This is a genomic window from Parasphingorhabdus sp. (assembly GCF_041748495.1).
GTDB lineage: Bacteria > Pseudomonadota > Alphaproteobacteria > Sphingomonadales > Sphingomonadaceae > Parasphingorhabdus.
Genome location: NZ_JBGTDD010000065.1, coordinates 37973 through 52483, shown reverse-complemented (window position 1 = coordinate 52483; position 14511 = coordinate 37973). Strand labels below are relative to the sequence as shown.

General features: G+C 58.9%; 16 protein-coding genes. 9 read left to right on the top strand and 7 right to left on the bottom strand.

Annotation, left to right across the window (positions count from 1 at the left end; genetic code table 11):
* From odhB to ACEW8J_RS05500, 6 genes are all read left to right on the top strand, one after another.
* A partial coding sequence (gene odhB / locus ACEW8J_RS05525) for a 2-oxoglutarate dehydrogenase complex dihydrolipoyllysine-residue succinyltransferase (RefSeq protein WP_373490644.1) occupies window positions 1-1142 on the top strand: 1142 nt, incomplete at its 5' end.
* Window positions 1143-1150: 8 nt separating this feature from the next.
* Window positions 1151-1387, top strand: a complete 237-nt coding sequence (locus ACEW8J_RS05520; protein WP_373490643.1) for a DUF433 domain-containing protein — start codon at window positions 1151-1153, stop codon at window positions 1385-1387.
* A 3-nt stretch (window positions 1388-1390) separates the two neighbouring features.
* On the top strand, window positions 1391-1765 hold the full coding sequence (locus ACEW8J_RS05515; RefSeq protein ID WP_373490642.1) for a DUF5615 family PIN-like protein: 375 nt from the start codon (window positions 1391-1393) through the stop codon (window positions 1763-1765).
* Complete coding sequence (lpdA, locus tag ACEW8J_RS05510; RefSeq protein ID WP_373490641.1) at window positions 1758-3161, top strand: dihydrolipoyl dehydrogenase; 1404 nt, start codon at window positions 1758-1760, stop codon at window positions 3159-3161. The genes ACEW8J_RS05515 and lpdA overlap by 8 nt, the downstream gene beginning before the upstream one ends.
* 185 nt (window positions 3162-3346) lie before the next feature.
* Window positions 3347-4027, top strand: coding sequence for a PepSY domain-containing protein (locus tag ACEW8J_RS05505; protein ID WP_373490640.1), 681 nt, complete (start codon window positions 3347-3349; stop codon window positions 4025-4027).
* The gene (locus ACEW8J_RS05500) at window positions 4024-4656 is read left to right on the top strand and encodes a trimeric intracellular cation channel family protein (protein WP_373490639.1); all 633 of its coding nucleotides are present in this window, start codon (window positions 4024-4026) and stop codon (window positions 4654-4656) included. Before ACEW8J_RS05505 ends, ACEW8J_RS05500 begins: the two co-directional genes overlap by 4 nt.
* On the opposite strand, the gene sppA is transcribed toward ACEW8J_RS05500, so the two are convergent.
* The 7 genes from sppA to ACEW8J_RS05465 are packed head-to-tail and all read right to left on the bottom strand — an operon-like array spanning window position 4629 to window position 10140.
* Window positions 4629-6518 carry a signal peptide peptidase SppA gene (gene sppA, locus ACEW8J_RS05495; protein ID WP_373490638.1) on the bottom strand — a complete coding sequence of 630 codons (1890 nt, stop codon included), beginning with the start codon at window positions 6516-6518 and terminating at the stop codon, window positions 4629-4631. The two genes, ACEW8J_RS05500 and sppA, sit on opposite strands and share 28 nt — an antisense overlap.
* A gap of 57 nt (window positions 6519-6575) precedes the next feature.
* Window positions 6576-7217: an NrsF family protein gene (locus tag ACEW8J_RS05490; protein WP_373490637.1), complete on the bottom strand. Its 642-nt coding sequence runs from the start codon at window positions 7215-7217 to the stop codon at window positions 6576-6578.
* 1 nt (window position 7218) lies between these two features.
* Window positions 7219-7743 (bottom strand): sigma-70 family RNA polymerase sigma factor, encoded by a 525-nt coding sequence (locus tag ACEW8J_RS05485; protein ID WP_373490636.1) that lies wholly within the window; start codon window positions 7741-7743, stop codon window positions 7219-7221.
* A 4-nt stretch (window positions 7744-7747) separates the two neighbouring features.
* Window positions 7748-8197, bottom strand: coding sequence for a DoxX family membrane protein (locus ACEW8J_RS05480; RefSeq protein WP_373490635.1), 450 nt, complete (start codon window positions 8195-8197; stop codon window positions 7748-7750).
* A 4-nt stretch (window positions 8198-8201) separates the two neighbouring features.
* Window positions 8202-8930 carry a putative DNA-binding domain-containing protein gene (locus ACEW8J_RS05475; RefSeq protein ID WP_373490634.1) on the bottom strand — a complete coding sequence of 243 codons (729 nt, stop codon included), beginning with the start codon at window positions 8928-8930 and terminating at the stop codon, window positions 8202-8204.
* Entirely contained in the window at window positions 8914-9786 is an 873-nt protein-coding gene (locus ACEW8J_RS05470; RefSeq protein ID WP_373490633.1) for a DUF692 family multinuclear iron-containing protein, read from the bottom strand. Before ACEW8J_RS05470 ends, ACEW8J_RS05475 begins: the two co-directional genes overlap by 17 nt.
* A 60-nt stretch (window positions 9787-9846) precedes the next feature.
* Entirely contained in the window at window positions 9847-10140 is a 294-nt protein-coding gene (locus ACEW8J_RS05465) for a DUF2282 domain-containing protein (protein ID WP_373490632.1), read from the bottom strand.
* Between the two features lie 325 nt (window positions 10141-10465).
* Between ACEW8J_RS05465 and groES the strand changes: the two genes are divergently transcribed.
* The 3 genes from groES (at window position 10466) to ACEW8J_RS05450 (ending at window position 14453) form a co-directional block, all read left to right on the top strand.
* The gene (gene groES, locus ACEW8J_RS05460; RefSeq protein WP_373490631.1) at window positions 10466-10756 is read left to right on the top strand and encodes a co-chaperone GroES; all 291 of its coding nucleotides are present in this window, start codon (window positions 10466-10468) and stop codon (window positions 10754-10756) included.
* A gap of 48 nt (window positions 10757-10804) precedes the next feature.
* Window positions 10805-12454: a chaperonin GroEL gene (groL, locus tag ACEW8J_RS05455; RefSeq protein WP_373490630.1), complete on the top strand. Its 1650-nt coding sequence runs from the start codon at window positions 10805-10807 to the stop codon at window positions 12452-12454.
* Window positions 12455-12605: 151 nt separating this feature from the next.
* Window positions 12606-14453 (top strand): DUF885 family protein, encoded by a 1848-nt coding sequence (locus ACEW8J_RS05450; protein ID WP_373490629.1) that lies wholly within the window; start codon window positions 12606-12608, stop codon window positions 14451-14453.
* The last annotated feature ends 58 nt before the right edge of the window (window positions 14454-14511 follow it).

Genomic DNA, 14511 nt, shown 5'->3' with positions numbered 1-14511 from the left:
TGAAGGGCAGCGACGAGCATCAGGCGGGGCAGGAAAGTGCTGGTGGCACCACACCGTCCGCCAATGCGCTGTCGGAGGACGATCTCGCCGGGCTCGGCATTCCGCCTTCCGTCCGGCGTATGGCGCTCGAACGCGGGCTCGACCCATCGAAGATCAAGGGCAGCGACGAGGATCAGGCGGCGCAGGCCAGCGCCGGCGGCGCCAAGCCGGATGCCGCGACCATTTCCGAGGACGATTTGAGCTCGCTCGGCATCCCGCCATCCGTCCGCCGCATGGCGCTGGAGCGCGGACTCGATCCATCGAAAATCAGGGGCAGCGGCAAGGATGGGCAACTGACCAAGGGCGACGTCCTCAACGCTGCGAGCGGTGCTTTCGTTGAAGCGCCTCAAGCCGCTCCTGCCGCTTCTACTTCTCCTTCACCCGCCCTGCAGCCTGCTGCGGGGCGTTCCGAAGAGCGCGTCAAGATGACGCGGCTGCGCCAGACGATCGCCAAGCGCCTCAAGGAAGCGCAGAACACCGCCGCGATCCTGACGACGTTCAACGATGTCGACATGACGGCCGTGATCGAGGCCCGCACGCGCTACAAGGAGCTGTTCGAGAAGAAGCACGGCATCCGGCTCGGCTTCATGGGCTTCTTCGTCAAGGCCGCGGTGCTGGCGCTCAAGGACATCCCGTCGGCCAACGCGTCGATCGAAGGCGAGGAAATCGTCTACCGCGATTACGCCGACATCTCGGTCGCGGTTTCAGCGCCGGGCGGGCTCGTCGTTCCAGTCATCCGCGACGCGGATAAGCTGAGCTTCGCCGAGATCGAGAAGGCGATCGCCGACTTCGGCAAGAAGGCCAAGGCGGGCACGCTGACGATGGACGAAATGAAGGGCGGCACGTTCACGATCACCAATGGCGGCGTGTTCGGATCGCTGATGTCCACCCCGATCATCAACCCGCCGCAGAGCGCCGTGCTGGGCATGCACCGCATCGAGGAGCGGCCCGTGGTCAGGGACGGTCAGGTCGTCGCGCGACCGATGATGTATCTGGCGCTGTCCTACGACCACCGCCTGATCGACGGCCGCGAAGCCGTCACCTTCCTCGTCCGCATGAAAGAGGCTATCGAGGATCCGACACGGCTGCTGATCGATCTTTAGGTGCTTTCATGAATTGGCGCGACCATATCGAGATCAGGCCCGATGTCATGGGTGGCAAGCCGGTCGTGCGCGACACGCGCATAACGGTGGAGATCGTTCTGGACTGGCTTGCGGCAGGGTGGTCCGAAGCGGAGCTGTTCGAGAACTACCCGCGGCTTTCTCCCGAAGCCTTGAAGGCGATCTTCTCCTTCACCCGGGAGATCGTCGCGGAGCAGCTGTACGATCTGGTGCCGAAAGCTGCCTGACCTTTGCAGTTCCTGATTGACGAGAACGTACCCTTCCTCGTGGCTCGTGCCTTGCGGCAACTCGGGCACGACTGCTTGGTCATTGCGGAAACCGACGCCCGCGCGCCCGATCCTGACATCATGGCGAGAGCGCGTCGCGAGGAGCGCATACTCGTGACGTTCGACTCCGACTTCAGCCGAATGATCTTCCACGAACTCCGCCCGCCACCGCCGGGCGTCGTCTACATGCGCAGCCGTCCCGAACACGCGGTTCTTGTCGCGGATACTTTCCTCGCGCTGTTCCGGGACGCGGCGATCGACCCTATGTCCCGTTTTACCGTCATCGAAGTAGGAGGCGTCGTTCGGTCGATGCCGCTGGAGCGAAAAGAACATGGCTGATTATAACTACGATGTCCTCGTCATAGGCGCAGGGCCCGGAGGCTACGTTGCCGCCATCCGGGCGGCGCAGCTGGGTTTGAAGACTGCGTGCGCCGAAGCCCGCGAGACGCTGGGCGGCACCTGCCTCAACGTCGGCTGCATTCCGTCCAAGGCGATGCTGCACGCGTCGGAGCTTTATCATGAAGCGCATAGTGGTGCGCTGGAGAAATTCGGCGTCAAGCTGACCGGCGCCAAGCTCGATCTCAAGCAGATGCATGCGGAGAAATCCAAGGCCGTGAAAGAGCTGACCGGCGGCATTTCCATGCTGTTCAAGAAGAACAAGGTCGACTGGATCGAGGGGCGCGGTGCGTTTGAAGATGCCAATAGGGTCAAGGTCGGCGACAAGAGTTACAGCGCGAAGAATATCCTGATCGCGACCGGCTCTTCGGTAATGCCGCTGCCCGGTGTCGAGGTCGACAATGACAAGCATGTCGTGGTCGATTCGACTGGCGCGCTGGAACTGCCGAAGGTGCCGGGGCACATGGTCGTGATCGGCGGCGGTGTGATTGGTCTGGAACTGGGCTCGGTATGGCTGCGGCTCGGTGCGAAAGTGACGGTGGTGGAATATCTCGACCAGATCCTGCCCGGCATGGACGGTGATATCCGCAAGGATGCGAACCGGATGTTCAAGAAGCAGGGTTTCGAGATTCGGACCGGCACCAAGGTCACCGGCTGCAGCGTCAAGGGCAAGAAGGCGACGCTGACCATGGAACCGGCCAAGGGGGGCGACAGCGAGACGATGGAAGCCGACGTCGTGCTGGTGGCGATTGGCCGCAAGCCCAATATCGACGGTCTAGAACTCGACAAGTCGGGCGTGGAAACCAATGATCGCGGGCAGATCGAGGTCGGCCATGACTTCCAGACCGAGGTCCCTGGAATCTACGCGATCGGCGATGTGACGCCCGGGCCGATGCTGGCGCACAAGGCCGAGGATGAAGGCATTGCCGCGGCGGAATTCATCGCCGGCCAGCAGGGGATCGTCAATCATGACCTGATCCCGGGCGTGGTCTATACCTATCCCGAGATTGCCAGCATCGGCAAGACCGAGGAAGAGGTGAAGGACAGCGGCACCGAATATAAGGTGGGCAAATTCCTGTTCGCCGCCAACAGCCGCGCCAAGACCAATCGCGACACCGAGGGCTATGTCAAGATCATCGCGGATGCGAAAACCGACCGGGTGCTCGGTGCCCATATCATCTCGTCGCTGGCCGGGACCTTGATCGCCCAGGTTACCCAGGCGATGGAATTTGGCGCGACCAGCGAGGATATTGCCTATACCTGCCATGCCCATCCGACCCATTCGGAAGCGATCAAGGAAGCGGCGATGGCGGTCCAGGGCAAGCCGATTCATATGTAGGGTCTTTGGAATCAGAAAATAACGCACCGTGCCCCCGCACAGCCGGGGATCCATCCCCCGGCCTCTTTCCGAAGGCCATTGGACATTTATTGCGGGACCTGACGTCGATAACGAACTAGAATTCTGATCGGAACGATGGGGAGATGGGCCCTGGCCTGCGCCGGGGAGCATTCGGAGCACATATTATGAAACATCATAAACTCATGCGCTGGCATGTCTGGCTGGGCTGGCTGATCGGAGTACCGATCATCATCTGGACCGCGAGCGGATTGCTGATGGTGGTGCAGCCGATCGATACCGTGCGCGGCAATCATTTGCGCAGCGAAACTCCTGCGCTGGATGCGATCAGGCCCGTCGCGCCCTTGCTGGAAGGGCGGCAGGCAAAGAGTCTGACCCTGCAGCAGAATGAAGCTGGCCCGTTTTGGGTGATTGCCTATGCCGATGGTCGCAAGCGGCGAGCCGATGCCCTGACCGGTGCTCTGCTTCCGCCGGTCTCAGCCAGCGAGGCCAGCATGCTGGCTAGTGCAGCCCGATCCGATGTGGCGGCCGTGCAAACCGTTGCGCGCTTCGCGGCGGAAGACGCGCCAATGGACCAGCGGAGCGGCCGGCCATCATGGCGGGTCACCTTCGACGATGATGTACGCTTTTATATCGATGCGGATAGCGGTGAAGTGATCGCGGTGCGTACCAAATTCTGGCGGGTCTTCGATTTGATGTGGGGCCTGCATATCATGGACCTGCAGACGCGCGAGGACACCAGCCATCCGATCTTGATTGGCTCGGCAGCCATCGCCCTGCTGGGATCGATACTCGGTTTTGTCATGCTGTTTACCCGCCGCCGCCGCAGACGGCGAAGGCCCTCATGAATTCCGCCATATTATTTGATGCGCTTGGCTGGCTCGACCTGTTCGGGATTGCAGTATTTGCCATATCGGGTGCGCTGGTGGCAGCGCGCAACCGGCAAACGCTGGTGACCTTTGCCTTTTTTGCTCTGGTTACCGGGGTGGGCGGGGGTACCGTGCGTGATCTGCTGATCGGCGCCCCGGTATTCTGGGTGCAAGACGCGCGGGTACCGATATTATGTCTGTCGATTGCGCTGCTGGTGTGGGTCACGCCCGTCAGATTCTGGCGACCGGCAGCAGTCGACTGGTTCGACGCTGTTGGCCTCGCCGCCTATTCGGTGTTCGGTGCCGCCAAGGCGCTGCAACTGGGGATCGATCCGGTACCAGCGGCGATCATGGGGGTGATCACCGCCAGCGTCGGCGGGGTGATCCGCGATCTGATATCGGGAGAACCGTCGATCATTGTTCGCCCGGAACTTTATATAACCGCTGGCGCGCTGTCTGCCTTCAGCTTCGTTCTGCTCGTACAATTCGGCATAGCGGGCTTCATTGCCGCCCTGATCGCCTTTGTCGCCGGTTTCGCGCTGCGCGCGCTGGCCATCGTCAAGGGCCTGTCGCTCCCTGCCTATCGCGGAGCGGAAGAGAAAGAATAGCTGAGTAGCCGGTTGATCCAGCCGGTCGATGTGCTGGTGTTCCGAGGTGCAACGACCCCGCATTCGAGGCATAATGCTTGCACATCTTCACGCGCCAGCAGGCCCTGGGCGGTAGCCAGTGCCTGCCCGAAAACCGCCTTTTGACGCTGTGCGACCCAGCCGACGATGCCGGTAACCGGTGCGCTTTCCTGGCGGACAAAAGGAATGCCACCGAACGGAAGCCAAGAAAAACGGGCTGCAGGATCGAGATATTTCGGGTGATAATCGCCTTCTGCCAGTTCCGCGCGTCTGGCTGCTTCCGCGAGTGCTTCCTTCATGCCGCCGAAACCATCGACCAGCCCGAGTTGCCGCGCGGTGCCGCCATCCCAGACCCGACCCTGACCGATGGTGTCGACCTCTGCAGGGGTCTTGCCGCGTGCCGTTGCAACCAGTGTCACGAAATCACCATAGCTGTCTTCGACTCCGGCCTGCAAAATGACATTCAGATCCTCGCCAAAGCCGCCAACAAAATTGGGTTCTCCGGACAGCGGCGTGGTCTGGACGCCGTCTGCAGTCACGCCCCACCTGGCCAGGGCTTTTTCAAAGCTGGGCAGAACCGCGAAGACCCCGATCGAGCCAGTGATCGTTTGTGGTTCGGCAAAGATATGATCGCCTGCCGTAGCGACCCAATAGCCGCCGCTGGCCGCAACATCGCCCATCGAAACGACAATCGGCAGTTTTCTTTTCCTGGCTTCGAGCAGGGCGAGGCGGATTTCTTCGCTGGCGAAGGCCGAGCCGCCAGGTGAATCAATGCGGACGACCAGCGCCTTGATCTTCTCATCATCCAGGGCGGTATAAATCAATTCCGCGATCCGACCACTGGCAGCCATGCCAGGGCCGGTTTTACCCCCGACAATTTCGCCTGCAACGGTTATCACACCAATAGGAGAGCCTGTGCTATCCACCGGGTTGGCGGCGACATAAGCATCAAAATCGATGCTCTTGAAACTGTCCGGCGAAGGCTTTTCATCAACACCGGCCTGCTCCGAAACAAAGCGGTCAAAGGCGGTTTTGTCGCCCAGCTTGTCGACCAGTTTCTGCTCCATGGCAACTTTCGCCAAATCACCGCCGGCGGTTCTGGCGAAACGGGCCGGGTCGTCGGCGAAGGGCTGAATCACTGCTTGTGGCCGCGCCTTTGTCACTTCGCCGAACCAGCTGTCCCACAGCACGGCATAGAGCGCCTCGGATGCTTGCTGCGCCTCGGGGGACTGGTCGGCGCGCATATAGGGTTCGACCGCACTCTTATAAGTGCCGACCCGGTAGATATTGGCCGTGACCCCGAGTTGGTCGATCAGGCCCTTGTAATAAAGCCGATTCCCGCCGGGCCCGGCAAAAATTATACCGCCCATCGGGTCCATCCAGATTTCTGTTGCATGGGCAGCGAGCTGGTAGCTGTCGTCGCTATAGAAGCTGGCGAATGCATAGACTGGTTTGCCAGCCTTTCTGGCCCGGGCCAGTGCCTCGCCGACATCGGTCAGGCTGGTCTGGCCGCCACCGGCAAAACGGCTGAGATCCAGGACGATGGCTTTGACCCGATCATCTTCCACGGTCGCGTCAATGGCAGCCACAACATCCCGCAAGCGATATTCGCGTGGAGTCTCTCCGCTATTGCTGGCCAGGAAATCTTCGAAATTAGGGGCTGCCGGTTCTTCGACGATCACGCCGTTCAGGTCGAGCAGCAAGGCACCATCACGGATCGCAGCGCCATTGGGCTGCGACGACAGCAGAGCATAGAGGGCGCCAAAGAACAACAGCATGGCGATCAGCACCATGCCGTCCTTTATTGCGACCAGAAATTTCCACGCCGCCCGCGCAAATTGCATATATCTATTCCCGTTCAGACTGGATTGACTCGTCCTATATGGGATGGGAACCGGAAATTACCAGCGGATAAGGCGGGGGACGACCAACCGCCCTGCAGCGGCGCTTACCAGGACAGGAATCGTGAACCACAGGCCGACATAATATATATCGTTGAACGGGCAGTAGATATTATAGGCCGCCGCCCCCAGCGCGCCTGAGGCGATCCCGACCAGCCAGCCAGCGCGGGCCGGCGAGGTTGGTGCCCCGCGCCGCAGCCACAGGGTCAGGCCGCTACCGATCGCCAGCGCCGCGATGCCGCTGACGGCCAGACATTTGAGACCTTCCATCGGGCGCAGGGCTTCCACCGGCGGCATGTTGATTGCGCTCATGATCGCTGCGGTCAACGGAAACAGCGCGGCGCTGACCGCCGCCCAGATCCACCCGCGGTTCAAATTGCCGACCCCGGGCCGCGCCATGTTGACCACCGTGATTGCGGTCGCAAGGCCGAGCATCAGCAGAACGCCGCTGCGCAGGAAAAACATCTCGTCTGCCATACCCGTCTTCAGATCGTTACGCACGCCGAGCAAGACCGCCACTGCGACCGCAGCCAAAAGGGTCAGGCCGCCAACCATCGCCAGCCCGACTTTCGGTTTCAGTGTCCGGACCGGCTCCAGTTGCTCGACCAGCCCTTCGATCAGACTATTTGCAGATATACTCATTTCACTCACTCTCGATTAGGGCGCTCATTTTCTTGAGTCCCCGATGGATATTCACTTTGACCAAAGATTCAGACTGCCCGGTTTTGGCGGCGGCCTCGATAATGCTGAGGCCTTCGATCTTGACGAGGCTGATCACATCCGCCTGTTTTTGCGGGATCATACCGAGCAGCCGTTCGAGACTGACTTTGGCGGTCACGTCCCCGTCCTGTGGATCGGCGACCATTTCCTCGTAGAGCTGGTCATGCTCGTGCCGGTAAATCATACGCAGATTATCGATCCAGCGGTAACGACCGATCGCGGCGAGCCAGGGAAGAAACGCCTTCGAGGGATCGTAGCTTGCGCGCTTGCGATGCAGCGAGATCAGCGTTTCCTGCACCAGATCATCGATTGCCGCCGGATTGATCTTGCGCGCATAATAGCGGCGCAGCCATTTTTCGCATTCGACCAGCAGACTGGAATAGCAGTGCTTGTCGCCAGCCTGCGCCTTGATCATCAGATGCCGAAAAGTTTCTTCATTGGCGATCATCGGGTCAGCCCAGCCTTTGGCCAACCAACCGGTCGAGCGAAAACAGGCCGCCACCGCGCACGATCAGGACCAGCGCCATCGCGACCCAGAGAATATGGGTCTGCCACCAGACCGCCATTTCCGGGAAGACAAAGATCTGGATCACTAGCGTCATGCCCAAAATGCCGAGCGCTCCGAGCCGTGTCGCCAGTCCGAGCAGCAGCAACAGGGGCAGGAAATGCTCCAGGTAGGTTGTGACATAGGCACCCAGATCTCCGTTGAGAATGGGCACCTGGTTGAACGGCGCATCCGAAAACTGGAAGAATGTTGTGTCCTTGATGGTCAGAAAGCTGCCGTCCTCGACCTTGGTTCGGGCCGAGCGCCAGAAAATCCCGGCGAGGGCGATGCGGGTGAACAGCAGCGCGATTCCCTCTGCGACGGGGCCGCTTAGCCGAGTGACCAGTTTTTCGATCATGCTTCTATCCCTGAATTCGCGTCAATGCTCCAGCCTCGATCAGCATGACGAGATGCTGCATCGCTGTTGCTTCCTCACCCAGTTCGAGAGCATGTTGCAAAAGGTTACCCATGGTCCGGCTTTCGGGGATTTTTTCCGCAATCGCATATTCCACCATGTTCAGCGGATAAAATAATATCTGTTCTTCCGGGCGCGCGATCAGCAGCGCGTGCGGTTTGCTGGCCGCCAGTTCGGGGAGTTGCGGAGACAATGGTCCGGTGAGGGCGAGGAGACGCAGGGCGGGATGGGGTGCAAGCGGGAAGGCCAGCAGCTCCGCTTCGGCGAAGGCGGCGATGTCGTTCAGGGCAACCGGCACGGCTTCGGCGCTGCGATAGCTTTCCAGCCAGGCCCACTCGATCCGGGCAAGATCCACAGCGCTGTTGTCACAATCTCGGCTCTTCAGAAATGCGGCGAAGTCGGCGGCGATGCTGTTCATGTCACAGGTCAATATATGGTCCTGCTCGATATAATCGCGCGACAGGGCATGAAACGTCTCGTGCCCCAGATGTTCGTGTAATTCGGGATAGGCCTGTTCCAGTGCCACCAGCCGGGCATGGGAAATCGTATTGGCATGGGCTTTCAGCCCGAGCAGTGCGCGATCCCGGCTTTCGGCAAACAGGTCGGCGGGAAAATGGCCAGGCCCTTTTTGCAGGCAGGCGACGAAGCGCGCCTGGCCTTCAGCGAGCGACGGCATGGTGCATTTCGATCGCTTGCCGATCGTTGAGGATAGGCTCCATCTTGGCGACTTCGGCCATCAGCACAGCATATTCCGGGATATCGCTATCCCATTCGATCAGCGTCGGCTTCGCGCCGGCACGCCGGATAAAGCGCCGATACAGGTGCCAGGTAACTTCGCTGACGATCGAACCATGGTTGTCGATCAGCAGCGGACCACTCTCGTGATCTTCGCGGGCGTGGCCGGCCAGATGGATCTCGCCGACAAGGGCCGGATCGATCGCGTCGATATAGGCGTCCATGTCGAGGCCGACATTGGTGGCGGTGACCTCGACATTGTTTATATCGAACAGCAGGCCGCAGCCCGCTCGCCGGCACAAGGCGTGGATGAAATCCGTCTCGCTCATTTCGTCGTCACGATAGCTGAGATAGCGGGACGGATTCTCGATCAGGATGGTCCGTTGCAGCCGGTCCTGAACCTTGCCGATTTCTCCGGCAAGATGGTCGAACGCTTCGTAAGTATAGGGAATGGGGAGCAGATCGGGGTAGCGATCATGGGCGTTGCCGCTCCAGCTCAGATGGTCGGAAACCATCGCCGGTTGATAGCGGTCACAGAGCGCGCCAAGCTTGTCGAGATCGCTGGCGTTCAGCCCGTCGGCGCTGCCCAGCGACAGGCCGACGCTGTGGAAACTCAAGGGATAGACCTCGGCGATGGCGGTGAGCCAGCGATGAGCCGGGCCGCCATCGCCGAAGTAATTCTGTGGATGAACCTCAACCCAGGACGGGCGTTTCGCCTGTGCGGCATCGCCCAGCACATTCTGATAATGCACCGACTTGAGACCTATGCCGCCCGATGGAGGGAGGGAGCGCGGCATAGGCAGAGCCGACGAAACATCAGGGTCAGGAATTGCGGTCATCCCCAGAAATTAGCGCGTTCAGCTCTTTTTGGGAACCGGTTTCGCATTGCCCTTGTGTGCGGTCAGCGTACCGCCGATTTTTACGCATTCGCCCTTGCCGACATATTTCCAGGCATTGCCCTGATAATCGGCGGTCGAAGTGCCCGCACAGCTGGTGCCCGGTCCGGCGGCACAATCATTCTTGCCGGCAAGCGCGACGCCATAGCATTTTTCTTTCGCACCCGCCGCCTGCGCAGCGGTCGCCGAAAGGGACAGGGTTGCAGCCGCAGCGAGGGCGGCGGCAGCGGCGGTAGTCTTGATCAAGGCTGACATTAAATTTCCTCTCTAGAAATGGGGAACGGGTCCGAACCCGCCAATCCGGGCTCGAAAGGACATTCGCAATGTTCGACGATCCGGTTACATCATCCTTCCCTGACAATAGAGATTGCCCGTGAAACGAATCGCAATCCCTTGGAAATCCGACAAAAACGGGAAGAAATATTTTCCGCCCTTTCCCTTGACGGCAGATGAATAACCATTACATGGCATCTGTTAGCACTCGAAAGGAGAGAGTGCTAATTCACACAGATTCTGCTCTTCCGACTGGCGGCAAACCGCTGGTCGGGTGAGTTTTGGATTGGACAAGAAAGGGAAATCTATGAAATTTCGTCCATTACATGACCGTGTATTGGTGCGCCGCGTAGAAGCGGACACAAAAACCGCAGGCGGTATCATCATTCCGGATAGTGCACAGGAAAAGCCTTCGGAAGGCAAGGTTGTCGCCGTTGGCAATGGCCTGAAAGACGATGATGGCAAAGCCACGCCGCTCGACGTCAAAAAAGGCGACAAGATCCTGTTCGGCAAATGGTCGGGCACGGAAGTCACCGTCGACGGCGAAGAACTGATCATCATGAAGGAAAGCGATATTCTCGGCATTATCGAGAAATAGGCGCTTTCTTCCATCAATATTTCAATCATTTAAGCAGAGGAAAATATCATGGCTGCTAAAGACGTAAAATTTGGTCGCGACGCTCGCGAACGCATCCTCAAGGGTGTGAACACGCTGGCTGACGCCGTTAAAGTCACTCTCGGTCCCAAGGGCCGGAATGTTGTGCTCGACAAGAGCTTTGGCGCACCGCGCATCACCAAGGACGGTGTTTCGGTTGCAAAGGAAATCGAACTGAAAGACAAGTTCGAGAACATGGGCGCACAGATGCTTCGTGAAGTGGCATCGAAAACCAATGATGTTGCTGGCGACGGCACCACCACGGCCACCGTATTGGCTCAGGCGATCGTCAAGGAAGGCATGAAATCCGTTTCTGCCGGCATGAACCCGATGGATCTGAAGCGCGGCATCGACCAGGCGGTTCTGGCCGTGGTTGCGGATCTCAAGAAGCGCTCGAAAGACGTCAAGGGCACCGAAGAAATTGCCCAGGTCGGCATTATTTCTGCCAATGGCGATCGCGAAGTCGGCGAGAAAATTGCTGAAGCGATGGAAAAAGTCGGCAAGGAAGGCGTGATCACGGTTGAAGAAGCCAAGGGTCTCGACTTTGAACTCGACGTTGTCGAAGGCATGCAGTTTGACCGCGGTTATCTGTCGCCTTACTTCATTACCAACCCGGACAAGATGGTTGCCGAACTTGACAACCCCTATATCCTGATCCATGAAAAGAAGCTGACCAACCTGCAGCCATTGCTCCCGATTCTGGAAGCTGTTGTTCAGGCCGGCCGTCCGCTGCTGATCATTGCCGAAGATATTGAAGGCGAAGCGCTGGCGACCCTGGTGGTCAACAAATTGCGCGGCGGACTCAAGATCGCAGCGGTCAAGGCTCCTGGTTTCGGTGATCGTCGCAAAGCGATGCTCGAAGATATCGCGATCCTGACCAAGGGCGAAATGATCTCCGAAGACCTCGGCATCAAGCTGGAAAGCGTTACGCTGAACATGCTCGGTGAAGCCAAGAATGTCACGATCGACAAGGATAACACGACGATCGTTGATGGCGCTGGCAAGAAGAGCGACATCAAGGCGCGCGTCGAAGCGATCCGTAACCAGATCGAAAACACGACGTCCGACTATGACAAGGAAAAGCTGCAGGAACGTCTGGCGAAACTCGCCGGCGGTGTTGCCGTGATCAAGGTCGGCGGCGCGTCCGAAGTTGAAGTGAAAGAGAAGAAAGACCGTGTCGACGATGCGCTGCACGCAACCCGTGCTGCGGTTGAAGAAGGCATTGTCCCAGGCGGCGGTGCTGCGCTTCTTTATGCTACGTCGGCGCTCAAGGGCCTCGAAGGCATCAACGACGACCAGACCCGCGGCATCGACATTGTTCGCAGAGCGCTGCAGGCCCCGGTTCGTCAGATTGCTGAAAATGCAGGCTTTGACGGCGCGGTTGTTGCCGGCAAGATGCTCGATCAGAAGAGCAAGGAATTCGGCTTCAACGCATCGACCGATGTGTATGAAGACCTTGTCAAAGCTGGCGTGATCGATCCGACCAAGGTTGTCCGTGCGGCATTGCAGGATGCTTCCTCGGTGGCCGGCCTGCTGATCACCACCGAAGCGGCTGTGGCGGAATCGCCATCAGACGACAAGGGCGGCGGCGGCATGCCCGACATGGGCGGCATGGGCGGTATGGGCGGAATGGGTTTCTAAACCCGTTCGTCCGGCTAACGCTGAACCAATCAAGAGGGGCTGGAAGGAAACTTCCGGCCCTTTTTTATATTGCGGCTTTCGACATGTTTCCAAACCATTATGGTTATGTCATGCTGGTTCCTGAATCTAACTGTCCCGAGGATGATATTGCATGACCAAAACCGCGCTGCTCTTTTCGACCGCCTTGCTTGCACTGGCCTTCTCCACCCCCACCGCTGCAGTGGCTTCGCAATCCGCGGACGCGGTCGAGGCCAGCGAAACTGAAACAGACCGCATCAACATGTGGTTCGATCAAAAATATGAGGAAGAACTGAAATTCAGCCCGATTGAACAGACCATGATTGGCCGCAAGACCGACTATGGCCTGATCGACGATTTCAGCGTCGAAGGGGCCGACAGGGAACTGACCTGGTTGCGCAGCGCTGTTGCGGAAATGAAAAGCCGTTTTGACTATGCCAAGCTCTCGCCCGAGGCAAAAACCTCTTATGACATCTGGTTGTACAATCTGAAACAGGCCGAAGCCGGCGTCGCGTTTCGAAACAATCGATATGCACTGCACCAGCATAATGGCTTGCAATCCTTTTTCCCGACTTTCCTGATCAACACGCACAAGGTTGAAACCGAAACGGATATGCTGGGCTTCATCCAGCGCCTGTCCGGCGTTGCCACGGCACTCGACCAGTTGCTGGCGCGCGCGCAGACCAATGCCGAAGCGGGAACCCGGGCACCCCGTTTCGCCTATGAAGGGGTGATTGACCAGTCGACCAAGATCATCAGCGGTGCGCCTTTTGATGACGGCGAGCCCTCGGCAATCTGGGCTGCGACCGAGGAGAAGCTGCAAGGGCTGGTGGACAAGGGTGCGATCGATGATGCGCGCGCCGCGGTGTTGCGGGAACAGGCGAGAGCGGCGCTGACCTCCGTTTTTGCGCCCGCCTATCAGAGGATCATTGCCTGGTATGAAACCGACATGCCCAATAGCGATGCGTCCCCGAGAGGGGTCCGCGCGCTGCCAAATGGCGAAGCATTCTATAATTATCGCCTTGCCAATCAGACGACGACCAATTTGTCGGCGGACGAGATTCACAATATCGGCCTGTCCGAAGTGGCACGTCTGCGCAGCGACATGGAGGCGATCAAGGACAAGGTGGAATTTGACGGTGATCTGAAGGCTTTCTTCAAATTCATCCGTGAAGATGACCGCTTTTACTTTTCGGACGATGATGCCGGGGCCGATCAATATATTGCTGCGGCCAAGGGGCATATCGATGCGTTGAAGGAAAAATTGCCGGATTATTTCGGTATATTGCCCAAGGCCGATCTCGAAGTGCGCCGCGTCGAGGCGTTTCGCGAACGCGATGGTGCCGCCCAACATTATCGCAGCGGGACGCCTGATGGCTCGCGTCCCGGCATCTATTATGCCCATCTCTCCGACATGCGGGCGATGCCGATCCCGACGCTGGAAGTGATCGCTTATCATGAAGGTCTGCCTGGCCACCATATGCAGATTTCCATTGCCCAGGAACTGACCGCCATTCCGACTTTCCGGACGCAAGCGGGCTATACTGCCTATAGCGAAGGCTGGGGGCTCTATTCGGAAAAGCTGGCCAAGGAAATGGGCGGTTATCGGGATCCCTATTCCGAATTCGGACGGCTCACCAGCGAGATCTGGCGGGCAATCCGTCTGGTCGTGGACACCGGATTGCACAGCAAGGGCTGGACCGAGGAGCAGGCGGTTGCTTATTTCCTCGAAAACAGCTCGATCCCGGAAGCTGCGGTGCGCTCCGAAGTCGCTCGCTATCTGGTCAATCCGGGTCAGGCGACCAGCTACAAGATCGGCATGATTAAAATACTCGAACTGCGGGCACGTGCCGAGGAGCAGCTCGGTGACCAGTTTGACATTCGCGCTTTCCATGACGTGATATTGGGCGGCGGCGCTTTGCCGCTCGGTATTCTAGAGAAGCGGGTCGATCAGTGGATCGCTGACGTGAACGCAGGATAGCAAATCTTCCCTCGCACGCGCCAAAATCGGAGTGCGTTACATGATATTTGATGGCGGC

Coding starts and splice junctions, on each gene's coding strand:
- ACEW8J_RS05465 (WP_373490632.1), bottom strand. CDS start 10,140: ATGTCAGCCTTGATCAAGACTACCGCCGCTGCCGCCGCCCTCGCTGCG.
- groES (WP_373490631.1), top strand. CDS start 10,466: ATGAAATTTCGTCCATTACATGACCGTGTATTGGTGCGCCGCGTAGAA.
- ACEW8J_RS05490 (WP_373490637.1), bottom strand. CDS start 7,217: ATGAGTATATCTGCAAATAGTCTGATCGAAGGGCTGGTCGAGCAACTG.
- ACEW8J_RS05520 (WP_373490643.1), top strand. CDS start 1,151: ATGAATTGGCGCGACCATATCGAGATCAGGCCCGATGTCATGGGTGGC.
- groL (WP_373490630.1), top strand. CDS start 10,805: ATGGCTGCTAAAGACGTAAAATTTGGTCGCGACGCTCGCGAACGCATC.
- ACEW8J_RS05470 (WP_373490633.1), bottom strand. CDS start 9,786: ATGCCGCGCTCCCTCCCTCCATCGGGCGGCATAGGTCTCAAGTCGGTG.
- lpdA (WP_373490641.1), top strand. CDS start 1,758: ATGGCTGATTATAACTACGATGTCCTCGTCATAGGCGCAGGGCCCGGA.
- ACEW8J_RS05485 (WP_373490636.1), bottom strand. CDS start 7,743: ATGATCGCCAATGAAGAAACTTTTCGGCATCTGATGATCAAGGCGCAG.
- ACEW8J_RS05500 (WP_373490639.1), top strand. CDS start 4,024: ATGAATTCCGCCATATTATTTGATGCGCTTGGCTGGCTCGACCTGTTC.
- ACEW8J_RS05505 (WP_373490640.1), top strand. CDS start 3,347: ATGAAACATCATAAACTCATGCGCTGGCATGTCTGGCTGGGCTGGCTG.
- ACEW8J_RS05475 (WP_373490634.1), bottom strand. CDS start 8,930: ATGCCGTCGCTCGCTGAAGGCCAGGCGCGCTTCGTCGCCTGCCTGCAA.
- ACEW8J_RS05450 (WP_373490629.1), top strand. CDS start 12,606: ATGACCAAAACCGCGCTGCTCTTTTCGACCGCCTTGCTTGCACTGGCC.
- sppA (WP_373490638.1), bottom strand. CDS start 6,518: ATGCAATTTGCGCGGGCGGCGTGGAAATTTCTGGTCGCAATAAAGGAC.
- ACEW8J_RS05480 (WP_373490635.1), bottom strand. CDS start 8,197: ATGATCGAAAAACTGGTCACTCGGCTAAGCGGCCCCGTCGCAGAGGGA.